This is a genomic window from Roseicyclus salinarum, from assembly GCF_029624655.1.
Classification (GTDB): Bacteria; Pseudomonadota; Alphaproteobacteria; order Rhodobacterales; family Rhodobacteraceae; genus Roseibacterium; species Roseibacterium salinarum.
In genome coordinates this window covers 78,774-100,687 of sequence record NZ_JARRSA010000011.1, presented here as the reverse complement: position 1 = coordinate 100,687, position 21,914 = coordinate 78,774, and the positions used below count along the sequence as shown (strand labels likewise).

Here is a 21,914-nt window from a genome sequence, read left to right as displayed (position 1 = left end):
GCCTTGAAATATCTGAGGTACGTACCTCATGTCCAATGGAATCTTGCAACGCCGATGCGGCCGCGATCTGTCGCCGGTTCTTGCCACGCATTCGTGGCGGGAATTCAGAAGGATGCGCGAGAGACAGCCTCGCCCCAGCCCCGGTTCCGAACAGCGTGAACGGGTGGAGGGCCGGCGGTCAGGAAAGGCGCGGTGGGGTCCTGGGCCACCGCGATTTGTTCCCGTCCGCTCGATTCGTCGGGGTTGCCGCCTTCGGCGCTCGAGCCCTCTACGTGAGCTCGGGGAGGTTTTCCTTCAGCACGATCTCGATCCGGACGCGCTCCTGCGCCTCGTAGATCGGCAAGCCGTCACAGAGTGTCCGCAACACCCTGATCGAACTTCGCACCAGGTGCCCGACGTTCTGCGTGATCACCGCGTCGAGGGTGTGGTCCAGGAGGCCCTCCCGCGTGGCGCGGGTGAGTTCATGTGCGAGCACCGTAATGTCACCGGCCCGCCCGCTCTTGCGCACGGCGTTCAATACTGCGGCGTTGCCGGCTCCCATCGAGTAGGCCGCCCTGAGGTTCGGGCGGCGCGCGATCGATGCGGTGACCAACTGTTCCAGTCGTTCGTGATTGTCAAAGGACTCGATGGTTGGAAGCACGGTAAGATGCGGAAAGCGTTCGGAAATCACGTCGTCAAATGCGAGCCTGCGCTCAAGGCTGTCACGAGAGCGCAGCGAGTTCGTCACCACGAGCACCTCGCCCGGCATCCTGGTGAAGCGCCCGAGCAGCGAGGCAGCCGTCCGGCCTGCGGCGAGGTTGTTGATGCCGACGAAGAAGTCCCTTTGTGAGTTCGGAAGATCCGAAACCACGGCCACGACAGCGAGGCCGGCCTCCTTCAGCCGGCCGACGGCATCCCTCACCTGCGGCGTCTCCGGGACCATCATCGCGATGCCGTCGAAATGATCCGGGTTCAGGGACCGGATCGCCTTGACCAGGCGGTTCGGATCGTTCGCCGGCACCGTCAGCACCCGTAGCATCACGCGATCGGTGATCTGCTCCGAATTGGCCTCCTTCAGCGCCGCCTTTAGGCCGCTGGCGAATTGGCTCGGCCCTTCCGGCAGCAGGTAGGCGAACCGGTACTGTCGCTGGCGCGCGAGATTTGCAGCCGTCGTGTCCCTGACATATCCAAGCCGGTCAACCGCGCCCTGCACCCGGGCAATGGTGGCGTCCCTTACACCGGGCCGGGAATTCAGGACGCGGTCCACCGTCGCCAGGCTTACGCCAGCCTCTTTCGCGATATCATGGACAGTGGGCTTGCTCATTCCGCCTCCAAGGCGCCAAATCTAGCCATGCACCTGAGGTACGTCAATCAAGGCGCCGCCATCGAATCCTTCGCGTGCTGCAAACGGAAACCCGTGTCGCCCGAACATGAAATCCGGCAAGGCTTCAGCCCCGCGGCTCTCTCGGGGAAACCTGGTTCGATGCGGGGCAACGCAACGACTTCAAGCTGAAGCGCGCCGCCGCCCTCGCCGAGCTTTTTCAGCTTGGAATGTCCACCCAGAACCGCGTTTCCGCGTCGTCGCTGGTGAAGTCGATCCTGCCCCCGATCGAGGTCGTGAGGTTGTGCGCGATCGCAAGGCCAAGTCCGCCGCCCTGTTTGCGGCGGGTATCGGAAGGTTCCCCGAGAACGAAGGGCTGGAAGATATGGTCACGCATCGCACCGGGGATGGGCAGGCCAGTGTTGCGCACGCTGACGCGCGCCGTGCGGTCCAGACGCTCGAGACGGACCGTAACCTCGCCGCTGGGATCGGAATATTTTATCGCGTTCGACAGAAGGATCTGCAGCACCCGCAGCAGCCGCTGCGAATGTGTCTGGCAGATGACCGAGGCCGCGTCGGACACGTCACGCACGGGAATGGCCGCCGCTTCGGATCTTTCGTGCACCGCGGCCACGGCGGCTTTGACCACTTCGGCCAGATCTACCTCCTCGGGCTCACCGAGGCTCTGGTCGACCACGACCTGTTCCATTTCAAGAATATCGTCCAGAAGCGACTTCAGGCGTCCGGAATTCCTCCACGCAATGTTCAGAAGGTTCTGCGCCGTCTCCGGCAGATCCTTTGCCGTTGTCGCCTCGAGCAACTTCAATGCACCCATGATCCCGGTCAGCGGCGTGCGAAGTTCGTGGTTCACCGTCCGAATGAACTCGCTTTTCAGGTATTCGAGCTGCCGCGCCGCCGTGACATCGGTGATCTGCGAGATGTACATGGTCGGTTTGTTCGCAGCATCGCGCACGACCGTCAGGTACAGGACTGCCTCGACGATCCGTCCGCTCGAATGGATGTAGCGCTTTTCCAGCCGCACGCTCTTCTGGCCAGACGCCACCAGGGCGCGCGCGGTCTGAACGGTCGCCTCGCGATCCTCGGGCAAGGTCACCTGTTTGAAACCGGCCACCATCAGTTCCGACTTGCTGTATCCCAGGATGTCGCAAAGGGCCGGATTGACGTCGATCCATGAGCCATCCATGCGCGTCAGCGCCATGCCGATGGGGGAATGCTCCATCGACGCGTAGAGCAGGCTTTCGCTGTCGGTGACTTCCAGTGGTGTCATGTATCGAGGATTTTCCGTTTCGGGTTCGACCACTCTGACTGGGCCTGACGCTGGCCTTCATGGCTTCGCAGGAAGCGACAGGCTGCAGACACCCCACTGATATTCTGCCAAAACGACCACGGGCCTGCTGCTGGCTTCACCACCTGCTTGAACCTGGCGTCAAAATCAAGACCAGAACCGTGAGCCGCCGGGCCCGTTCCCTGTCCGAGCAGAGTCTGCGTCGAATTGGTCTGTCAGCACCGCTATCGGGCTTCGTGGAGCGAGCGGCGGACACCGCCGACATTCGGCTGGAGAAAGTTTCCGTCCTATGGCACTGCAACGCCATGAACGGCCCGCCCATCCCGTCTGAAGATCGTTACGACAGCGTGGCGCCCCGCTGGGGCGACAAGATGCGAACGCTGGGATATTACGATGCCTATCTCGGGTTCATTACGGATGGCGAAGAACCGGCGCATCGTCGCGTGCGGGTCATCGACATCGGCGCCGGGACAGCGGCTTTCTCCGAGGCCTGGATCGCGAGTCGTGGCAGGCCAGCCTCGATCACTCTGCTCGACCCCAGCAGGGGAATGCTCGAGCGGAGCGACTTCGCACTGAGGCGTCGCGGCGTTGAACCGCTGCTCGTTCAAGGTCTTCTTGGCGCCGTCGATGTCGAGGTCTTCGACGTTGCTCTCGCGTCCCATGTCATCGAGCATTGCGATGATCCCAAGGCGGCGTTGCGGGAGATCAGCGAACTGCTGAGCCCCGGCGGATTGCTCTACCTCGTCTTTTCCAAGCCGCATTGGTGCAATGCCATCATCTGGCTGCAATGGCGGCACCGGACTTTTCAGAAGGAGCATATGCTCGAGTTGCTCACGGAGGTCGGGTTCGAGGTCGAACGTACCTATGCCTTTCCTGCGGGCCCCCCGTCGCGCACGAGTATGGGCATCGTCGCGGTCAAATCGTCCTGATCGGACCTCCCCGGGGGACTTGTCAGAGGAACGGTGGCTTGAGGCGGGGCAGGGGGCTCGGTAGCGGGCGTATGACTGAGAATAGCCGCTTCAAGTGGTTCAAGACGAACCCTGGGATCATTCGCCTGGCGGTGATGATGCATGTCCGGCTCCCGCTGTCGCTCCGCAACGTCGATGACCTGCTGCACGAGCGCGGTGTCGAGATCAGCCACGAGAAGTCCTCGGGTTACAAGGACGCGAAACAAGAAGACCGCGTTGAAATTCCTCAGGAAAGCGATGCGCAGGCACGGGAAATCGTCACCGACAAGCTGCGGTCCCATGGCGCCGCGCTGAAGGAGGTCGGAGCGGCTGCCCTGCTCGGCATAGGGTACAGCGTTACTGGCCTAGCTGAGACTGGTTCGAATTAGTCTGCCAGCACCCCACATCGGTCGTTCACCTCACCTCGTTCACCTCACCTCGTTCAGCTTCCGCAGGGTGGATGAAGCGGCCGTCAGGAAACCTTCTACGCGCGGCCTGAAAGTGACAATTCGCTGCGTTTCCGCCACCTCACGTCGTGCGGTCAGCCACGCTGTCGATCCACTGGCCGAACGCGTTGGCGATCAGGATCTTGTCAGAGCCTAGCATGAAGCAGCTCACACCCTCCTCAGCCCAGTTTTCGACGAGGTCCCTGCACTCGACGGGGTCAGGAGAAAAGACAGGCATCACTACCGGTAGCCCCCGCTCGCGGCCGGCTGCCACGAGGCGGCGCAGGGCTTCGCGGACAGGGGCCGCGCGCCAGTCTCCCCCGAGCCCCATGGAGACCGACAGATCGAACGGCCCGGCCATTAGGGCGGCCAGACCGGGCGTGGCAGCGATTGCCTCGATTTCGCCCATACCATCGACACTCTCGACAAGCGCCACCACGCCCGTCCGCGCCTCCTCGCGCGCGGCATAGTCGCGCCAGTCCCGCACAAAGTGACCCCCGGAGCGCACGCAAGGACACGCGCCGCGCGTGCCATGCGGCGCGAAACGCGTGGCGGCGACCGCGCGCCCGGCCTCTGCCGCGCTGGCAACGTCCGGCACGATCACGTGAGAGATCCCGGAATCGAGCGCCTTGAGTATTTCCACCTCATCTAGACGCGAGACACGCACGGCGGCGGCAAGGCCGGACGCCGCGGCCGCGCGCGCCATGCGTTCTGCAGTCTCGATGCCGAAGGGTCCGTGCTGGCAGTCGATGACGATGAAGTCGAAGCCGTTCAGACCGAGCATGTCGATCAATTCCGGCGAGTGGATCTGGCTCCACGTCCCGAAGGTCCGGCCGGGGACCCCCAGAATATCGCCGAGCCCCTTCATGCGTCGGATATCCCAAGCACCGCCTTGCACTTGATCTCGACGAGAATGCCCGGCATCGAGAAGCCCTTGACCGCGAAGCCCGTCCAGGTCGGATAGCGGTTCACGAAATACCGGTCCTTCACGGCGAGGAAGGTCTTCAGGTCCGCCATCGAATCCGCGAACCAAGTCTCGAGTTCCACGACGTCCTCAAACGTCGCTCCCGCCGCCCTCAGGACCTTGCCCACGTTCTCGAAGGCCTGCACAAACTGCGCCTCGGTGCCTTCCACGACCTTCAGGTTCTCGTCGCGGCCCACCTGCCCCGAGAGGTAGAGCGTGTCGCCCACGAGGATGCCTGGGGCGTAGTGGTAGGTGTCGTGGATGTTCTCCATCCCCTCGGGGATGATGACCTTGCGTGTCGTCATTCTCACCTCCTGTAGCAGACCTTCCTCACCGCCTCGGCGATACGGCGCGCGTCGGGCATCCATTCGCGTTCCAGCCGGTCGTTGTAGGGCACGGGGCTTTCGGGCGCACCGATCCGGGTCACGGGCGCATCAAGCCAGTCGAAAGCATGCTCCATGATCCCGGCCGCGATCTCGCCCCCGAAGCCGCCGAAAAGCGGTGCCTCGTGGACGACCACGGCGCGGTTGGTCTTTCGGACGCTCTCGCAGATCGTGTCCATGTCGAGCGGCTTGATCGTGCGGGGGTCGATGATCTCTACCTCGATACCCTCGCGGGCGAGCCGGTCGGCGGCCTGAACGGCCCGCTCGACCATCGCGAGCGTGGCGACCACGGTGCAGTCGTGCCCCTCGCGCACGACGCGCGCGCGTCCGGGTTCGATAGCGTAGTTCGCTTCGGGAACGGGCTGCGGCTGGCCGAGATAGAGGAGCTTGTGCTCGAGAAAGACCACGGGTCCGTCATGGCGGATCGCGGCGATCATCAGACCTTTCGCGTCATACGCCGTGGAAGGCGCATAGACCTCGAGGCCGGGGATGTTGGCGAAGAGCGCTTCGAGGCTTTGCGTGTGCTGCGCGGCGAGCCGGATGCCCGCGCCCTGGGGGCCGCGGAAGACGATAGGCACACGGGCCTTGCCGCCCAGCATGTAGCGCGCCTTGGCGGCCTGGTTGACGATGGCGTCCATCATCAGCGTGACGAAATCCCAGAGCTGCGCCTCGACGATCACCCGCTTGCCACGCAGCGCGGCACCGACCCCGCAGGAGGCGATGGCACCCTCCGAGATCGGCGCATCCCGCACCCGCTCGGGCCCGAAGCGTTCATGGAGCCCGCGCGTGAGCCCGAAGATGCCTCCGATCCGGCCCACATCTTCGCCGATGAGGATGGTGTCGGCGTCACGCTCCATCTCCTGCACGAAGGCCTCGGTAATGGCCTCGACATAGGTGATCGCGCGGTCGCCGGGCGGGGGCGGTGCGGTGGAGATCGTCGGGCGGGCGGGCGCGACATAGCCCATCGCGTCCACCATCGCCGGCTCGTGCTGCTCCATGGCCCAGTCGATGGCCGCCTCGATCTCGGTCTCGGCCTCCTCAACCAGCGCGTCATAGGCCGCCTTCGACAGCCCGTCGCGTTCGGTCATCTCGGCCTCGAGGCGCACGATGGGATCGACGGTTCTCCACACCGCCTCCTCTTCGCCGGTGCGGTAGGAGGGCAGGTTGGCGCGCATCGAATGATCGTCCCAGCGATAGGTCAGCGCCTCGATGAGGCTCGGCCCTTCGCCCGCCCGAGCTCGGAGCGCCGCCCGCGTCACCGCCTCGCGGATCGCGGCCAGATCGTTGCCATCGATCCGCGCGTTCGGCACGCCGTAGGCGTCGCCGCGGGCCGCGATGGAGGGGCCGGCGGTCACGTCCTCGGTGCGGGTCGAAAGCCCGTACTGGTTGTTCTCGCAGAAGAAGATCAGAGGCAGTTGCCAGATCGCGGCGAGGTTCATCGCCTCGTGGAAGATGCCCTCGTTCGCCGCCCCGTCGCCGAAGAAGGTGATCCCGATCGCGCCGGTCCCGTTCAGCTTCTCAGCGAGCGCCGCGCCGGTCCCGAGGCCGATGCCTGCCCCCACGATCCCGTTCGCGCCGAGGATGCCGCGCTCGAAATCCGCGATGTGCATCGACCCGCCGAGGCCCCCGCAATAACCCGAAGCCTTGCCCATGAGTTCGGCGAACATGAGCCGGATGTCGGCACCCTTGGCGATAGTGTGCCCGTGGCCCCGATGGTGCGTCAGGATGAAGTCGCGCTCCTCCAGCGCCGGGCAGGCGCCGGCGGCGATGGCCTCCTGACCGACGGAGGAATGGGCGGTTCCCTTGATGACACCCTTGAGGAACAGCTCTTTCGTGCGAGTTTCGAAACGGCGGATTTGCAGCATGAGGCGGAGCGCGGCTCGCCGGTCCTCGGGGCCGACGGCGTTGGTGGCGGCGGGCGTCAACCCCTTCAGGATCGATACATCCGCCATCACACGTTCCCGTAGACGAGCCGCGGCAGCCAGAGCGACAGGTCCGGCCAGAGGATCACGATGGCGAGCGCCACGATCTGGATGCCGATAAAGGGCCATTGGGCGGCGAAGATGTCCTGAAGCGTGACGCCCGGCGGCGCCGCACCCTGCAGGTAGAAGCAGGCCGGCCCGAAGGGCGGCGTCAGGTAGGCGATCTGCATCGAGAGGTTGAAGACGATGCCGAACCATATGGGATTGTAGCCAAGATCCGTCAGGACCGGCAGGAAGATGGGCATGGTCAGGAAGAGGATCCCGATCCAGTCGATGAAGAATCCGAGAATGAGGAAGACCGCGACCATGACCATGAGGATGATCGCGGGGTTCTCCGACACCCCGCCGAGGAGCGTGGAGGCGAAGTCGATCCCGCCCATCAGATTGTAGACCCCGATCAGCGCGTTCGTCCCGAACACGAGCCAAAAGACCATGCCGCAGGTCCGAAGCGCCTGGATCACGACCTCGCGGATCATGGTGAGCGACAGTGTCCCCCGCACCCAGGCCGCGACCGCCGCGCCGAAGGCGCCGAGCGCCGCGCTCTCGGTGATCGAGGCAAGCCCCGCGTAGATCGAGAACAGCACGCCACCCGCCACCGCGATGGGCAGCGCGACGCCGCCGAAGAGACGGACCTTCTCCCCGAGCGGGATGTCGGCCTCCTCCCCACTCAGCGCGGGACCGAGCGCAGGATTTCGCCAGCAGCGGAAAAGGACGTAAGCCGCATAGAAGCTCGCCAGCATGAGGCCCGGCATCAGCGTGGCGAGGAAGAGGTGAGAGATGTTCACCTCGGCTGTGAGCCCATAGAAGATCAGGATGATCGAGGGCGGGATCATGGTGCCGAGCGACCCGCCCGCCGTGATGATCCCGATGGCCATGCGCTTGTCGTAGCCGAGCCGCAGCATTTGCGGCAGCGCGATGAGGCCGAGAAGCACTATCTCGCCCCCGATGATGCCGGTCGTGGCGCCGAGGATGACGGCGACGAAGATCGTGACGACACCGACCCCGCCACGAAGCGTCCCCGCCCAGACATGGAAGGCGCGGTAGAGATCCTTCGCGACACCGGATTTCTCCATGAAACTCGCCATCATGACGAACATCGGCACGGCGATCAGCGCGAAGCTGTCGAGAAACTCGGCGGTTCGGCTCGACAGCACGAAGAGCGCGTTGGGGCCGAACTGGGTCACCGCGAGAACGGCCGCGATGGCGCCCGAGACGAAGGCGAGCGGTACGCCCAGCATCAGAAGCGCGGCCATCGCGCTGACGATGAGGATGGTGATGGTCCCGATGTCCAAGGTTCAGTCCGCCCGACGGAACGCCTGGCGCAGGAGCACCAGGAGAAACAGGACAGCTCCCACGAACAGAAGTCCCTTGAGGTAGGCCGGGAGGGGCGAGTTTAGCGTCGACCCCGACCGCTCGGGGTTCCAGGAGCCGTCGAGTGCGAAGCGGAAGATCGCGCGGTCGGCCTGCCGAAAGGCCCCGTAGGCGAGCCCCGCAAGATAGACCGTGCCCGCCGCGACGGTCATCCACCACGACACCCGCCTGAGCGACGGACGTCCATCGGTAAGGAACCCGATCCGCATATGCGTGCCCTCGGCCATGCAGTAGGCGCCGCCCATGACGAAGGCGAAGCTCGCGAGCGCGACCGAAGCCTCGTGCGCCCAGATGGTCGGGCTGTGAAAGCCGTAGCGGGCGACCACCTCGTAGACCATCAGCAGCACGACGGCGGCAAAGGCCCATGCGGAGGCGCGACCGAGGGCCAGGGCGAAACGCTCGAGAAAGGACATTGGGGAAGGCTCCGCGAAGTTGGGGCCGGCCAGTGGGGCGACCGGCCCCGCCCCCGGTTCAGTTCAGGCCGAGGGTTTCGAGAAACGCCTGGTGGCTGTCGACGATGGCCTGCGCGTTCGGGCTGCGCCCGCCCCAGTCAGCCCAGACCTCCTGCGTGATGCCGCGGAAGATATCGGCCTCCTCCTCGCCGAACTCGATGAAGGTGACGCCGGCTCCTTCGGCCGCGGCCATCGCCTCGGCGTCCTGCTCCGTCAGCGTGGTCACCAGACCCTCGGACATGGCGTTGCAGGCGTCCTCAAATGCGGTCTGCGCCTCGGGGCTGATGGCGTTCCACTTGTCCATGGAGACGGACATCTCGGTCACCGCCATCGAGTGGCGCGCGAGGACCGAGTACATGGCCTGGTTATGCATGCCGAGCGCCCAGTTCAGCGCCACGTTCGCGAGGTCGGTGGCGTCGAGCTGCCCTGTCTCCATCGCCGTCACGCTCTCGCCCACGCCCATCGTCACGAGCGAGGCGCCCGCGCGGCTGAGAAGGTCCGAGGCAAGCCCGCCAGGCGCCCGCATCCGCAGGCCCTCGAAGTCCGCGACCGTCTCGATCGGCACGGTCGAAGGGATTTGCTCGGGCGGCCAGTAGACCGGGCAGATGAACATCATGTCGTACTGCGCGTAGAGCGCGCGCGCGAGCTCGAGCCCGCCACCCTCGGTGAACCAACGGTCGCGCGTGGCGCTGTCGGGATAGGCCGCGAGCGTGTCGCCGAGGACGCCGAGCGCGGGGTCGGAGCCCGCGAAGTAGGAGGGAGCCGTGTACTGTCCGTCGAGGATGCCGTTCTGAATGGCCTCGATGGTCTCGCCCGCGCCGACCACGGCGCCGCCGGGCAGGACGCTGATCTCGACCTCGCCGTCGGTCGCCTCGGCAAGTTCGATGGCCATCGCCTCGAAAGCCTGCGTCGTCGCGGCCGTTGCGCCGAGGAACGTCTGCATGCGGAATTCCTCGGCCGAGACCGCGCCCGCGGCCAGAACGAGGGTGGTGCCCATAAGGGCGGTCCGGATCTTCATGTCTTTCCTCCCATTGGTGATCGGTCGCCCGCGCCTCAGGCCGCGATGCGTTTTTTCGGCATCTTCAGGATCTCGCGCGCCTCCGCGACGGTCGCGGGCTCGCGCCCCATCGCGCGGGCCTGCGCCACGACCTTCGCGATGACCTCGGCGTTCGTGAGGTTCCGCCCGCCCTCGGTGTAGGCGTAGTCCCCGAGCCCTATGGAAATGTGGCCGCCCTCGCGGATGATCTTCTCGGTCAGCTCGAAGAGATCGCCCTTGTAGTTGACGACCGTCCAGACCGTGTCGAACCCCTCCGGCAGGAAGGCGGTGTGCGCGTCGAGGCCCTTCGCGGTGCCGGGATGGCCCGCGAAGATGATCTCGTCGGTCATGCAGAAGCAGATGTAGGCGGGCGCCTGCAGCACACCCATCTTCAGGAACTGCTCGATCTGGCGGGTGAAGCTGACGTTCCAGCTCACGAGATAAGGCGTCAGGCCGTAATGCCGGATCCGCTCTGCGAAATGCATGAGCGTTCCTGTGGAGTTCTTGTAGATGAGTTCGGTCGTGTCGTAGCGGCCCTCCTCCGGGTTCCACCAATCGACGTTGACGCTGCCGGTATCCATCGGCGCGAAGTCCGGGGCCGTTTCCGCCTGCTTCATCATTTCCTCGATGGCAGAGAAGCGGCCCTTCGCGTCGGAGTCGTTGGCCACGTAGCCGAGCGTGGGATGGATAAGGATGTCCGACTGCGCGCGGATCCCCGCATTCGTCTCGAGGTAGAACGCGGGGTCGTGGTTCGGCGCGCCGTCCGCCATGCGTCCATGGAAATGGACGATCGCTGCGCCCTCGTCGTAGCAGGCCTTCGCGTCCGCGATGACCTCCCGCGGAAGGAAGGGGACGTACGGATTGCCCTTTCGCGACGCGAGCTCGTTTACACGGGCCTCGATGATGATCTTTTGCAAGCCTTCCTCCCTCAGCTTGACATCGACGCTGCGTCAGACAGCCGCAGAAATCCAGACATTAGTTATAACTTGTCTGCATTTTCTTTTGGATTTATAACCTTGGTTATATGACTTCCGCCAACGAACCATCCCTCAAGCCAGCGCGTGCCGTCGAGGCGCTGCTCGGCCGGACCTTCCCCGGCCACACGATGCAGCGCGTCCGCACCGCCGACGGCAAGTATCGCTACGGATATGTGGGCTCGGGCGTTAAGGAGCTTTTCGCGCTCGATCCGCAGGATCTGATGTCCCGTCCGGAGGTCGATCACGCCTGGATCCATCCCGAGGATCGCCCCCGCTTCATCGATGCTCTCGAGAAATCGGCGCGCGACCTGACGCCGCTCGACGAGGAAGTGCGCGTCGAAAGCCCCTCGGGCAGCTACAGGTGGGTCCGCTCCATCGGCCATCCGAGGAGGCAGAAAGACCATTCAATCATCTGGGACGGCGTGGCGCTCGACATCCATGACCGGAGGGAGGCGCTGGAGACCCTGTCGGAGATGCTCGTCCGGGTCCGTGACAGCGAGACGACGGAAGACCGCTTCTCCGCCATCGCGGCGAAGGACGTGCACGACCGCCTCGACGAATTGCGCGCCGAGCTTGCCGCCTTCGCAAGCGTCGTGACGCCGGATCAGCGCGACGGCTTCGCCCGCATCGAGGCGCGGCTAGACGCCGTCGCCCGCTCGGTCGCCGCGGCGAACGACCTTGCCGTTACGGTAGATCAGTCCGGCTACCTTGCCGGTCTACCGGCAGAACCGGACGAAGCCATCAATGCTCTGACGGGTCGGCAACTCGAAATCCTCCGGCTTGCGGCGGAGGGGGCGCTGAACCGCGTGATCGGGCATCGTCTGGGACTATCGGAGGGGACGGTCAAGCAGCACATGACGCGCATATTCAGACGGCTCGGCGTACAGAATAGGACCGAGGCCGTCGCGCGCCTGAGATCGGCGGGCCGATTATCGGATTGAGGCTCCACGTGCCCGGTCGCGACACCGGGCCACCGGAGCGCGCTGAACGGTCGTTTCAGCTCGTGCTCGCCATCCCGACGGATCGCTTCGAAGATCACCGACGCCGGGGCTCTCTCGTACTCATCGGCTCAGAGGAACTTGTCTTGAGGCGGGCCTGGGCGCTGCCTTCGGGCGCTTGGCAAGGACATGCTTGCGGTTCACGCGGTCAGGTCGCGCCATGGTTCGTGATCCTTTCAGAAGAGATGCCGGGCATCGGGGGTGTCCGACATCGTCGACGTCCGGGCAGGCAGCAGGGTCAGGCGGATTGCATGTCCTGCGCCATCCCGTCGAAGCGGCCGGTGGTTGCGGCCTCTGCCAGGACATGGGCCACGTCCGCGCGCGAGGCCGTCGCGGATTTGTCGACGCGCTCGCCCAGGATCACTTCCGTGCTGCGCCCATCGTCGGTCAGGGCCACCGGGCGCAGGATCGCGTAGGTCAGCCCGGACGCCTTGAGGTGATCGTCTGCCGCGTGCTTGGCATTCAGGTAATGGGCCAACTTGCCGGTCGGGTCGGTCTGGTCCGCGCCGACCGAACTGAGCATCACGAAGCGCGACACGTCCGAGGCGCGCGCCAGATCGATCAGGCGCTTAGCGCCGTCCCGGTCGACCTTGTCGGTCATCTCGGGGCCCGTGCTTCCGCCGGAGCCCGCGGCAAAGATCACCGCGTCCATTCCGTCGCAGAGGCCGTCCTGCAGGTCGGTCAGATCGCCTTGCCGCAGCTCGACGCCCTTCGGAAGCGCGCTCGTGTCCGAGCTTTCGCGGACGAGCGCGATGGGCTTGTGGCCCTGATCGGCCAACTCCCGGATCAGATGCAGGCCGGTCTTGCCCGTGGCACCGGCGACGAGGATGGTCATGCTCATTCTGGGATCCTTCATGATGATCGTGTCGGGGCAGGGAGGAGATACGGGGTCTTCCGGATCACGGCAGGAAGATCGATTTCGCGTTGACGAATTCCTTCATGCCGAAGCCGCCATGCTCGCGCCCGTAGCCCGAGTCCTTGACCCCGCCAAACGGCATGTTGGGATCGGCGGCTCCGAAGGAATTGATGCGGATCATGCCCGTATCGAAGTGATCACGCGCGAGCTTCAAGGCACGCTCCGCGTCCCTCGAAAAGATCCCGCCGCCCAGACCGTAACGGCTTTCATTGGCCAGACGCATCGCATCCGCGTCATCCTTGGCGCGGATCACGGAGGCGACGGGGCCGAAGATCTCGTCGTCATGGGCCGGCATTCCCGGTGCGAGATCGGCCAGAACGGTGGCGGGGTAATAGGCTCCGGTCCGGTCGGGGGCGGCGCCACCGCATAGCAATGTCGCGCCCTTTGCAACGCTGTCGTCCACCTGGTCCTTTACCTTGTCGAACTGCTCCTGGCTCGACAGCGGACCAAGCTGGCTGTCGGCGTCCGTGGGATCGCCCAAGCGGATGGCCTGCATCTGCGCGACGAAGGCGTCGACGAAGGCGTCGTAGACCTTGTCCGTCACGATGAACCGCTTGGCCGAGACGCAGGTCTCGCCGTTGTTGTATAGCCGGCCCATGATGGAGAATTTCACGGCCGTCTCGATGTCGGCATCCTCCAGCACGAGGTAGGCGTCGTTCGACCCCAGTTCGAGCACGGTCTTCTTGAGCGCCTTTGCGGCCTCGGCGCCGACGTGACGCCCGGCTTGGGCGCTGCCGGTCAGCGTCACGCCGCGGATCTTCGGATCTGCGATTAGGGTATCGCTGATGTCATGGTCGATCACGACAACCTGGAACAGGTCCTCGGGCAGACCCGCCTCGATGCACAGCTCGCGCAGACGCAGACCGGACCCGGTGCAGATGCTGGCATGCTTCAGCACGCAGCCGTTGCCCGCCATCAGGTTCGCGGCAAGCACGCGGACCGGTTGGTAAAGCGGGAAATTCCAAGGTTGGATCGAGTAGATGACGCCGATCGGCTGAAAGCTGACGACACCGCGCTTGCCCTCAGGGCCGTGACGGCGTTCTTCATCGGCCAGAAGCTCGGGTCCGTGCTGGGCCGTGTAATCGCAGATCGCCGCGCAGATCTCGACCTCGGTGTGCCCGTCCTTCAGAAGCTTGCCGGTCTCTCGGGTCATCAGGGCGGCCAGCTCATCGGCGTGCGCGCGCAGCTTGTCCGCGATCTTCGTGAGGTAGGGCGCGCGCTCTGCATGGCTGAGCTTGCGCCATTCCATCTGCGCCGCGTGACAGGCTTCGACACGGTCCGACGCGTCCCGTTCGGACATGAGAGTGTAGGTGTGAAGCTCTTCCTCGGTCGCGGGGTTGATCGTTGTTATCGAAGACATGGGAATTCCTTTGGACATGGCTCGGCAACGTAGGGCGGTAGGCTTCGTTCCATGAGCCTCCTTCCCACCTCTCCCACTGCCTGCCGCAAAACGGGGCGTGTCTTCGAAAGTCTGCGCGGTCGCAGCTGAGGCAACCGAACGGGCGTAGGCTTTTTGTTCATTCTTACCAACAGGTAAGCCAGGGTGATCGACATGAGCTCCGCAAGGCCGCGCGCTCATACGCCAGCACGCGTTCGTGAAGATCAGCGGCGAGCGGCGCTATCTCTGGCGGGCCGTCGACCACGAGGGCGAGGTGCTGGAAAGCTTCGTCACGAAGACCGGGACAGGAAGGCGGCCCTGACATTCTTGGAGAAAGCCATGAAGAAACATGGTCGGGCAGGGGTGGTCGTGGCGGACAAGCTGCGTTCTTTAGGCGCGGCTTTGAACGCTTCCTTGTGTCGAGGGCCGGCCCGAGACTGACCGCTGGCTGAACAACCGGGCACCAAGACTGAAATCCTCTGGCCTTTGTCGCCGAATTCGCCGGTCAGAGTTTTCTAAGTCTGGGCATTACTGCTACAACGCCGATATCGCTTTCGGTAGGTCAAAACACCATCAATCTGAATTTCTCCTCGGTGCCGGCTGTTGTTCCGTTGCCTCCAACGTTGCCACTTCTTGGCGTTGCTCTTTTGGGGGTCGGCGCTCTGGTCCGGAAGAAGCATAATGGCGCCAAGCAGGTAAAAACAGCCTGACCGCTTTAATTGGTCGTTATCGTAGAACGACGTCCGCTCAATCCATTTCAACCAGGAACGCTGTCTTTCAAGTCGGTGCCTCTTGAAGGGAGGCCGTGCCGCCGCTCTCGCCAAGTGGCGCAGTCTCTGGGCGGCATGAGGGACAGCGTCACTGTCCTCTGGCTGGGACTGGCTGCCATAGCCCCTGTCAGGCGGCGATCTCATCGCGGAGGGGCTATCGTCAAGGCGCACCCGGCCGAGTGCTTGGCGGCGCGATCCCGTTCTCATGAGTATCGGTTGCGGGCAAATTTGGCGCCCGCAACCTGGCCGCGTCAACTGCAGTGCGCCCTACCAGCTATTGTAGGCGAGGAATTTGCCCGACATCTCGATCTTGACGCGATCGCCCTTGGGGTGTTCGACCTTGGTGATCTGCATGTCGAAATCGATCGCCGACATGATACCTGTGCCGAACTTCTCTTCGATCAGCGCCTTGATGGTCGGCCCGTAGACGCCGACAATTTCGTAGAGGCGGTAGATGCACGGGTCGGTCGGAACACTTTGCTCCCAGACCTTGGTAGGCGGTTCTTCCAGAACGCTGACCGCTTCTTGCGGCAGCCCCATGACCGACACGATCTTCTCGGCCTTGTCCTTGGGCCAGCCGTTCATGCCCATGCAGGCGGAATGCGTCCAGACCGGCGACATGTCGATCTTTTCGGCAATTCCTTCCCAGGTCATGCCCGCCTGTTTCTTGGCGGACAGGATCATCATCGTGACGTCCTCTTTGGTCATCATGCTCGGTATCTCCAACGCATCTTTCATAGTGAAGGGTCCTTTCGTTCGGGGGCCTTGAGGTCAGAGGCCGAGAGCGCTCAGGCCGGGGTAATCCGCGGGGCGCGGGCCTTGCGGCCAGCGGAATCTTCTATCGGCTTCCGAAATCGGCACATCGTTGATCGAGGCATGGCGCTCGGCCATGTAGCCGCGTTCGTCGAACTGCCATTGCTCGTTGCCATGGGAGCGGAACCAGTTGCCGGCCTCATCATGCCACTCGTAGCAAAAGCGCACGGCAATCCGGCTTCCGGCATGGGCCCAAATCTCCTTGATCAGGCGATAGTCGTGTTCCTTTGCCCATTTGCGCTTGAGGAACGCGCGAACTTCTTCGCGGCCGTTCAGGAACTCCGCCCGGTTACGCCACCTTGTATCGGCCGTGTAGGCCATTGCGACACGTTCGGGGTTGCGCCCGTTCCACGCGTCTTCCGCCATGCGGACCTTGAGCACCGCGTCATCATAGGTGAAGGGTGGCACCGGGTTGCGGATCGGGTCCTGGTCGGTCATCGCTCTGGCTCCATCAATCGCCCACAGCCCGCAGCGAGCGCGATGACTCGGCTTCTTCGGGATCGGCGGCGGCGGCGTTCTTGTCGATGCGGATCGTCTCGGGGGTGTGCGGCATGCCGTCAGAGGGCCGCCCGGCGAGTTTCTTGGAGCGATGCCCGAGGAACTGCACGAGGTGGTTTCGGATCGCGTAGTAGTTCGGGTGATCCACGATCTCGGTCCGACTGCGCGGGCGCGGGATGGTGATCTCGACGCTTTCGGCCACGCGGGCGAACGGCCCGTTGGTCATCAGCAGGATGCGGTCGGCCAGCAGGATCGCCTCGTCGATGTCATGCGTGATCATGAAGACCGTCTGCTCGGTCTGACCCCAGACCTTCAGAAGCTCCTCCTGGATGGTTCCGCGGGTCAATGCATCAAGCGCGCCGAACGGCTCATCCAGCAGAAGCAGCTTGGGCTGGTTGGCGAACGCCCGCGCGATGGAGACGCGCTGCCGCATGCCGCCCGACAGTTGCGACGGCTTGCGGTTCACCGCATCGCCTTCGAGCCCGACCGTCGACAGGAACTTGCGCGAATGCTCGAGCACCTGTGCCTTGCTCCAGTCCTTGTGGCGGGCCTGCACACCGAAGGCCACGTTCTTGAGCGCCGACAGCCACGGCAGAAGCGAGTAGTTCTGGAACACCACGCCGCGATCGAGCGACGGGCCGGAAACCTCCTGCCCGTCCATGGTGACGACGCCCGAGGTCGGCTCGGCAAGCCCGGCAAGCACGTTCATGATCGTCGACTTGCCGCAGCCCGAGTGGCCGAGAATGCAAACGAACTCGCCCCTCTCTATGCCGAAGCTGGCATTTTCGAACACGGTGAGCGTGCCGCCCGATCCATCCGGGAATTGCTGTGTCAGCTGTTCGATGGAGAGAAATGGTTTGGCCATGACAGCCTCCTTATTCCGCGTACGCGACGACGCGCTGCAGGGCGCCGAAGCAGGCATCAAGGATCATGCCGACAATGCCGATCATGAGGATGGAGAAGATGACCGAAGTGAGATCGAGGTTGTTCCACTCGTTCCACACGTAGTAGCCGATCCCGGTCCCACCCACGAGCATCTCGGCGGCCACGATCACAAGCCATGCGATCCCGATCGAGATCCTCATGCCCGTCACGATGGTCGGGGCAGCGGCCGGCAGGATCACCTGAAGCGCGGTCTTGAAGGGCCCGAGTTCGTGGGTCCGCGCGACGTTGACCCAGTCCTTGCGAACCCCGGCAACACCGAAGGCCGTGTTGATCAGCATTGGCCAGATCGAACAGATGAAGATCACGAAGATCGCGCTCGCCTCGCTGTCCTGGATGATGAAAAGGGCAAGCGGCATCCATGCAAGCGGCGATATCGGGCGCAGCACTTGAATGAACGGGTTGAGCGCCTTGTAGGCCACCGGCGACATGCCGATGAGAAAGCCGAGCGGGATGGCGATCATTGCGGCCATGAAGTAACCGGCCAGCACCCGGTAGATCGAATAACCGATCTGGATTCCGATCCCCTTGTCGTTGGGGCCGGCATCATAGAAGGGATCGGACAGTTCCTCCCACGCCTTGGAGAAGATGTCGCTTGGGGGTGGCACGGCGGCCCGTTGCGCGCCGCCGCCGGCCAGCAGTTCGTATTCGGTCAACTCGGTGGCGACCGTCTGTTGCGTTATGGAGGCCTCCCAGAACAGGAGGCCTACCAGCAACAACGCGACCGAGAGAATTGCCGCGCGTTGGTTTACGGAGAGGGCCGACATCAGTCCGTGTGCCCGATCTCGAAGCTGTTGATGTAGCCGACCGGATCTGCCGGATCGAAGGTTTTGCCCATGATCGTATGGCTGCGATAGGTTTCCGAAGGCGCTTCGTAGCCAAGCTCGTTCATGATGCGGCGCGCGTCAGAGGCGAGATAGACCTGCTCGGCGACGGCGGCGTAGTCGATATGCTCCTCGATATAACCCCAACGCTTCATCTGGGTGAGGATCCACACGCCCATCGAGTGCCACGGGAACGGATCGAAATCGATCCGGTCGGGCACACGCTGCACTTCGCCCAGACCATCGGCGAAAGTTCCGGTCAGCACCTGCTGGATGACGGGCACCGGCTGGTTGAGGTAGTTTTCCGGCGCGATGGCCTCGGAGATCTCAATCCGGTTGTCGGGGTTCGACGCATACTGGGTTGCGTCGATGATCGCCTTCAGCAGGGCACCGTAGGTGTTGGGCAGTTCCTGTGCGAAGGACGCAGGCGCGGCGAACGCACAGCACGGGTGGCCTTCCCAGATGTCCTTGGTCAGCGTGTGTATGAAGCCGATGCCTTCCCAGACCGCGCGCTGGTTGAACGGGTCGGGCGAGAGGTAGCCGTCGAGGTTGCCGGCGCGCAGGTTGGCCACCATCTCGGGCGGGGGAACCACACGGATCTGGATGTCGACATCGGGGTCCAACCCGAACTCGGCAACGTAGTAGCGCAGCAGGAAGTTGTGCATCGAGTATTCGAACGGCACGCCGAAGGTGAAGCCGCGCCACTGGGTCGGGTCGCGCTTGTCGAGATGCTCGTTCGACAGCACGATGGCCTGACCGTTGATGTTCTCGACGGCCGGCATGATGTAGGGCGTCGCGACCGAACCTGCGCCAAGCGTCATGGCCAGCGGCATCGGGGTCAGCATGTGGCTGGCGTCGTATTCGCCGGAAAGCGACTTGTCGCGCGCCACGGCCCATCCGGCGGTCTTGATGACTTGCGCGTTCAGGCCATAGCGCTCGTAAAAGCCCATCGGCTGCGCCATGATGATCGGCGTGGCGCAGGTGATCGGCACGAAGCCGATGTTCAGATCGGTTTTCTCCGGCGGGCCAAGCTCGTCCAGCAGCATGGCCTTGGCCGCGTCCATCGGGAACACCGATGCCAGAACGGATGCGAACGCGCCCCCGCCAAGCATCCCCATGAAGGAACGACGCTGCATTTCATTGTGCCCGAAGACGGAGCGGACGATCGCGCTCTCGACCGCGCGTTCCACCATCTGCTCGGAAGACATGGACAGGTTCTGCGCTGCGGGCGTGTGGGCGCCATGGGCATGGCTGTGATCGCCGGAGCATGTGTCACAGCGGCACCCGGCGCCATGGCGGAGGTCGGTCTTATCGGAGAAGGGGTTTCCAAGGCTCTTGGACGACATGGGAATACCTCGTTGTTGACGCATTCCAGTATTCCCCAACGCAGGTCCGCCAAGAAGCCACTGCCCAAAATTCCCGCACCAGAAGAATTGATCGTTTTTTCAGTTCGTTAAGGGCGATACGTTATCAGTTAAAATTATGATATTTCGTATTTTACGAAATTTCGAATGCGCGGCGGCCTTGAAAAAGGCATGGTTTCGATGTGCTCGAATCGCCCCTCTCTCTCGCCCAGACGCTCGATTGCGTCCCCGAGGCCTGCCTCGTCGTCGACAGCCGGATGGATCGGATTGTCGCGTGCAATGGCATGGCCTCGCAGATGCTGAGCCTGGACGACCCCCAGGCCGTGCGGTTCTCCAAGCTGATCGGACAAAACCTTGCCCGGTTCATCCTGTTCGTGGAGGAAATCGACTATCGCGGTGAGGCGTGGACCCGCGATATCCGCCTGCGCACAGCCAAAGGTGATCGGGCCTGCGAAATGCGGGGCCGAAAATTCGGGGGCAGCGTCGACCAGGTCCTGTTGATGTTCGTCGATCTCGCTGAGTTGGAGCGCAGGGCGCAGATCGTCGATGCCGAGGAATTGCATCGCTCGGGACTCGATGGCTGGAAGCGTGCGCAATCCTTCTTCGCCGAACTCGAAAATCAGAACCAACTGATCCTGAACGCTGCGGGCGAAGGCATCTACGGCGTCAACGCCGAGGGCAAGACCACCTTCGCCAACCGCGCCGCGCAGGAGATGCTCGGCTGGAGTTTCGAGGAGCTGGCGGGCAAGTCCATCCACGACATGATCCACCACCACCATGTCAACGGTGACGTCTATCACGCCCATGACTGCCCGATTTACCGCTCTTTCCGGTTTGAACAGGTCCACCGCATCGAGGATGAGGTCTTCTGGCGCAAGGATGGCAAGCCCATTCGGGTCGAATACGTCTCGACGCCGATCTACGACCAGCAGGTGCTGGCCGGTGCCGTGGTGATCTTTCGGGACATCACCGAGCGCAAGGAAAACGAGCAGAAACTCCGCGACGCCCTGCACGAGGTCGCCGATTTGCGCGACCGGTTGGAGCAAGAGAACGCATATCTGCAAGAGGCGATTACCAGCGAACAGGCTCATCACGACATCCTCGGCGAAGCGCCCTCAACGCAACATCTGCGCCGGCGGATCGATCTGGTGGCCAGCACTGATGCCAATGTGCTGATCACCGGCGAGGCTGGAACCGGGAAAGCTTTGGTCGCCAACGCCATCCATAATTCCGGCGCTCGCCGCCGACGGGCCCTGATCCACCTGCGGTGCGGATCTGTCGCCACCGAGGCAATGGCGGCAGAGTTGTTCGGTCAGATCCGGGGCGCGTACCCGGGCGCCCTTCGCGACAAGCCGGGCAAGCTGGAGCTGGCGCACGGGGGGACGGTCTTTCTGGACAATGTCGAGGAACTGCCGCTTGAACATCAGGGCCAACTCCTGCGTGCTCTGCAAGATCGCGAGGTCACACGCATGGGCGATACACGGCCCCGGGCTATCGATGTGCGGGTAATCGCAGCAACGACGACCTCCCTCGAACAAGCAGTGGCGTCCAACAGGTTCCGCGAAGACCTGTTTCTGTTCCTCAACGTGTTCCCCATCACCTGCCACCCATTGCGCGACCGGATCGAGGATATTCCCGTTTTGGCGACCCACCTCTTGAGCCTTGCCAACAAGCGCCTGAACAGGCCGAACACAGTCATTACCAAACGCACGATGGACCAGCTTCAGAACTATGGCTGGCCAGGCAACGTCCGGGAATTGCGCAACGTCATCGAACGCGCCGCCATCGTCTCGCGCGGGGGCAAGCTGATCGTGGATGTCGGCGACGCCCGCGCGCAGCAGCAAGGCGGACAAGCCCACATAAAAACCGAAGCTGAACTTCAGGCAGAGGCGCGCGCAAACCTTGTTGCATGCCTCAAGGAGACAGAGGGGCGGGTGTCCGGCCCGGACGGGGCGGCGAAGATACTCGGCATCCCGGCCACGACCCTTTATTCGCGCATAAAGAAATATCGCATCGCAGACAGCGAATGGCAGGGAAGATCGGCAAACTGAACCCCGTCATCGGTGTTGTCAGGAAGATTCCGGTCGGGACGGATGCCGGGCTCGATCCGGACGCGGGCCTTGACGTTCTTTTCGACATCGCGGCCACTGCGCAGGTCGTTCGCGAAATCGCATCCGCCATACGCCGCCACGAGAGGTTCGGATGACGGAAGCCGGCGCCACGCCGCACCCCCGCCTTCGCGCCATC

20 protein-coding genes and 2 pseudogenes are annotated in these 21,914 nt (G+C 63.7%); 6 read left to right on the top strand and 16 right to left on the bottom strand.

Features of this window, described 5'->3' with window-relative positions; genetic code table 11:
* Positions 1–268 precede the first annotated feature (268 nt).
* Both P6F26_RS09725 and P6F26_RS09720 read right to left on the bottom strand, forming a co-directional pair.
* Positions 269–1,303: a LacI family DNA-binding transcriptional regulator gene (locus P6F26_RS09725; RefSeq protein WP_278028488.1), complete on the bottom strand. Its 1,035-nt coding sequence runs from the start codon at positions 1,301–1,303 to the stop codon at positions 269–271.
* Positions 1,304–1,520: 217 nt separating this feature from the next.
* Positions 1,521–2,588 (bottom strand): sensor histidine kinase, encoded by a 1,068-nt coding sequence (locus P6F26_RS09720; RefSeq protein ID WP_278028487.1) that lies wholly within the window; start codon positions 2,586–2,588, stop codon positions 1,521–1,523.
* Positions 2,589–2,767: 179 nt separating this feature from the next.
* Here P6F26_RS09720 and P6F26_RS09715 point away from each other — a divergent pair, with 179 nt between their 5' ends.
* Positions 2,768–3,535: a class I SAM-dependent methyltransferase gene (locus tag P6F26_RS09715; RefSeq protein ID WP_278028486.1), complete on the top strand. Its 768-nt coding sequence runs from the start codon at positions 2,768–2,770 to the stop codon at positions 3,533–3,535.
* Between the two features lie 71 nt (positions 3,536–3,606).
* Positions 3,607–3,879: pseudogene (locus P6F26_RS09710) on the top strand (hypothetical protein); the annotation flags it as partial.
* A gap of 202 nt (positions 3,880–4,081) precedes the next feature.
* Here P6F26_RS09710 and P6F26_RS09705 read toward each other — a convergent pair.
* From P6F26_RS09705 to P6F26_RS09675, 7 genes are read right to left on the bottom strand one after another with little or no spacing between them, the layout of a single operon-like run.
* Positions 4,082–4,867 carry an HpcH/HpaI aldolase family protein gene (locus P6F26_RS09705; RefSeq protein WP_278028485.1) on the bottom strand — a complete coding sequence of 262 codons (786 nt, stop codon included), beginning with the start codon at positions 4,865–4,867 and terminating at the stop codon, positions 4,082–4,084.
* Positions 4,864–5,268, bottom strand: coding sequence for a RidA family protein (locus P6F26_RS09700; protein ID WP_278028484.1), 405 nt, complete (start codon positions 5,266–5,268; stop codon positions 4,864–4,866). The genes P6F26_RS09705 and P6F26_RS09700 overlap by 4 nt, the downstream gene beginning before the upstream one ends.
* A 2-nt stretch (positions 5,269–5,270) precedes the next feature.
* Positions 5,271–7,298 carry an alpha-ketoacid dehydrogenase subunit alpha/beta gene (locus P6F26_RS09695; protein ID WP_278028483.1) on the bottom strand — a complete coding sequence of 676 codons (2,028 nt, stop codon included), beginning with the start codon at positions 7,296–7,298 and terminating at the stop codon, positions 5,271–5,273.
* Complete coding sequence (locus tag P6F26_RS09690) at positions 7,298–8,620, bottom strand: TRAP transporter large permease (RefSeq protein ID WP_278028482.1); 1,323 nt, start codon at positions 8,618–8,620, stop codon at positions 7,298–7,300. The genes P6F26_RS09695 and P6F26_RS09690 overlap by 1 nt, the downstream gene beginning before the upstream one ends.
* A gap of 3 nt (positions 8,621–8,623) precedes the next feature.
* Complete coding sequence (locus tag P6F26_RS09685) at positions 8,624–9,112, bottom strand: TRAP transporter small permease subunit (RefSeq protein WP_278028481.1); 489 nt, start codon at positions 9,110–9,112, stop codon at positions 8,624–8,626.
* A gap of 58 nt (positions 9,113–9,170) precedes the next feature.
* A complete protein-coding gene (dctP, locus tag P6F26_RS09680; RefSeq protein ID WP_278028480.1) occupies positions 9,171–10,169 on the bottom strand; it encodes a TRAP transporter substrate-binding protein DctP in 999 nt (332 codons plus the stop codon).
* Positions 10,170–10,204: 35 nt separating this feature from the next.
* Complete coding sequence (locus tag P6F26_RS09675; protein WP_278028479.1) at positions 10,205–11,104, bottom strand: beta-keto acid cleavage family enzyme; 900 nt, start codon at positions 11,102–11,104, stop codon at positions 10,205–10,207.
* A 107-nt stretch (positions 11,105–11,211) separates the two neighbouring features.
* Between P6F26_RS09675 and P6F26_RS09670 the strand changes: the two genes are divergently transcribed.
* Positions 11,212–12,105: a LuxR C-terminal-related transcriptional regulator gene (locus P6F26_RS09670; RefSeq protein WP_278028478.1), complete on the top strand. Its 894-nt coding sequence runs from the start codon at positions 11,212–11,214 to the stop codon at positions 12,103–12,105.
* A gap of 295 nt (positions 12,106–12,400) precedes the next feature.
* Here P6F26_RS09670 and P6F26_RS09665 read toward each other — a convergent pair whose 3' ends face one another.
* Positions 12,401–12,997, bottom strand: coding sequence for an SDR family oxidoreductase (locus tag P6F26_RS09665; RefSeq protein WP_278028516.1), 597 nt, complete (start codon positions 12,995–12,997; stop codon positions 12,401–12,403).
* A gap of 64 nt (positions 12,998–13,061) precedes the next feature.
* On the bottom strand, positions 13,062–14,438 hold the full coding sequence (locus tag P6F26_RS09660) for an NAD-dependent succinate-semialdehyde dehydrogenase (protein WP_278028477.1): 1,377 nt from the start codon (positions 14,436–14,438) through the stop codon (positions 13,062–13,064).
* 232 nt (positions 14,439–14,670) lie between these two features.
* Here P6F26_RS09660 and P6F26_RS09655 point away from each other — a divergent pair.
* Positions 14,671–14,919: pseudogene (locus P6F26_RS09655) on the top strand (DDE-type integrase/transposase/recombinase); the annotation flags it as partial.
* A gap of 574 nt (positions 14,920–15,493) precedes the next feature.
* Here P6F26_RS09655 and cynS read toward each other — a convergent pair.
* Genes cynS through P6F26_RS09630 form a run of 5 tightly spaced genes read right to left on the bottom strand, consistent with a single transcriptional unit; the run spans position 15,494 to position 19,511 of the window.
* Entirely contained in the window at positions 15,494–15,937 is a 444-nt protein-coding gene (gene cynS, locus P6F26_RS09650; RefSeq protein ID WP_278028476.1) for a cyanase, read from the bottom strand.
* Between the two features lie 60 nt (positions 15,938–15,997).
* The gene (locus P6F26_RS09645; RefSeq protein ID WP_278028475.1) at positions 15,998–16,477 is read right to left on the bottom strand and encodes a nuclear transport factor 2 family protein; all 480 of its coding nucleotides are present in this window, start codon (positions 16,475–16,477) and stop codon (positions 15,998–16,000) included.
* Between the two features lie 13 nt (positions 16,478–16,490).
* Positions 16,491–17,402: an ABC transporter ATP-binding protein gene (locus P6F26_RS09640; protein WP_278028474.1), complete on the bottom strand. Its 912-nt coding sequence runs from the start codon at positions 17,400–17,402 to the stop codon at positions 16,491–16,493.
* Between the two features lie 10 nt (positions 17,403–17,412).
* Entirely contained in the window at positions 17,413–18,195 is a 783-nt protein-coding gene (gene ntrB / locus P6F26_RS09635) for a nitrate ABC transporter permease (protein ID WP_278028473.1), read from the bottom strand.
* A 50-nt stretch (positions 18,196–18,245) separates the two neighbouring features.
* Positions 18,246–19,511, bottom strand: coding sequence for a CmpA/NrtA family ABC transporter substrate-binding protein (locus P6F26_RS09630; RefSeq protein ID WP_278028472.1), 1,266 nt, complete (start codon positions 19,509–19,511; stop codon positions 18,246–18,248).
* A 338-nt stretch (positions 19,512–19,849) separates the two neighbouring features.
* On the opposite strand from P6F26_RS09630, the gene P6F26_RS09625 reads away from it, so the two are divergent.
* Both P6F26_RS09625 and P6F26_RS09620 read left to right on the top strand, forming a co-directional pair.
* Complete coding sequence (locus P6F26_RS09625) at positions 19,850–21,718, top strand: sigma 54-interacting transcriptional regulator (RefSeq protein WP_278028471.1); 1,869 nt, start codon at positions 19,850–19,852, stop codon at positions 21,716–21,718.
* Positions 21,694–21,873, top strand: a complete 180-nt coding sequence (locus P6F26_RS09620) for a hypothetical protein (protein WP_278028470.1) — start codon at positions 21,694–21,696, stop codon at positions 21,871–21,873. Before P6F26_RS09625 ends, P6F26_RS09620 begins: the two co-directional genes overlap by 25 nt.
* Positions 21,874–21,914 lie beyond the last annotated feature (41 nt).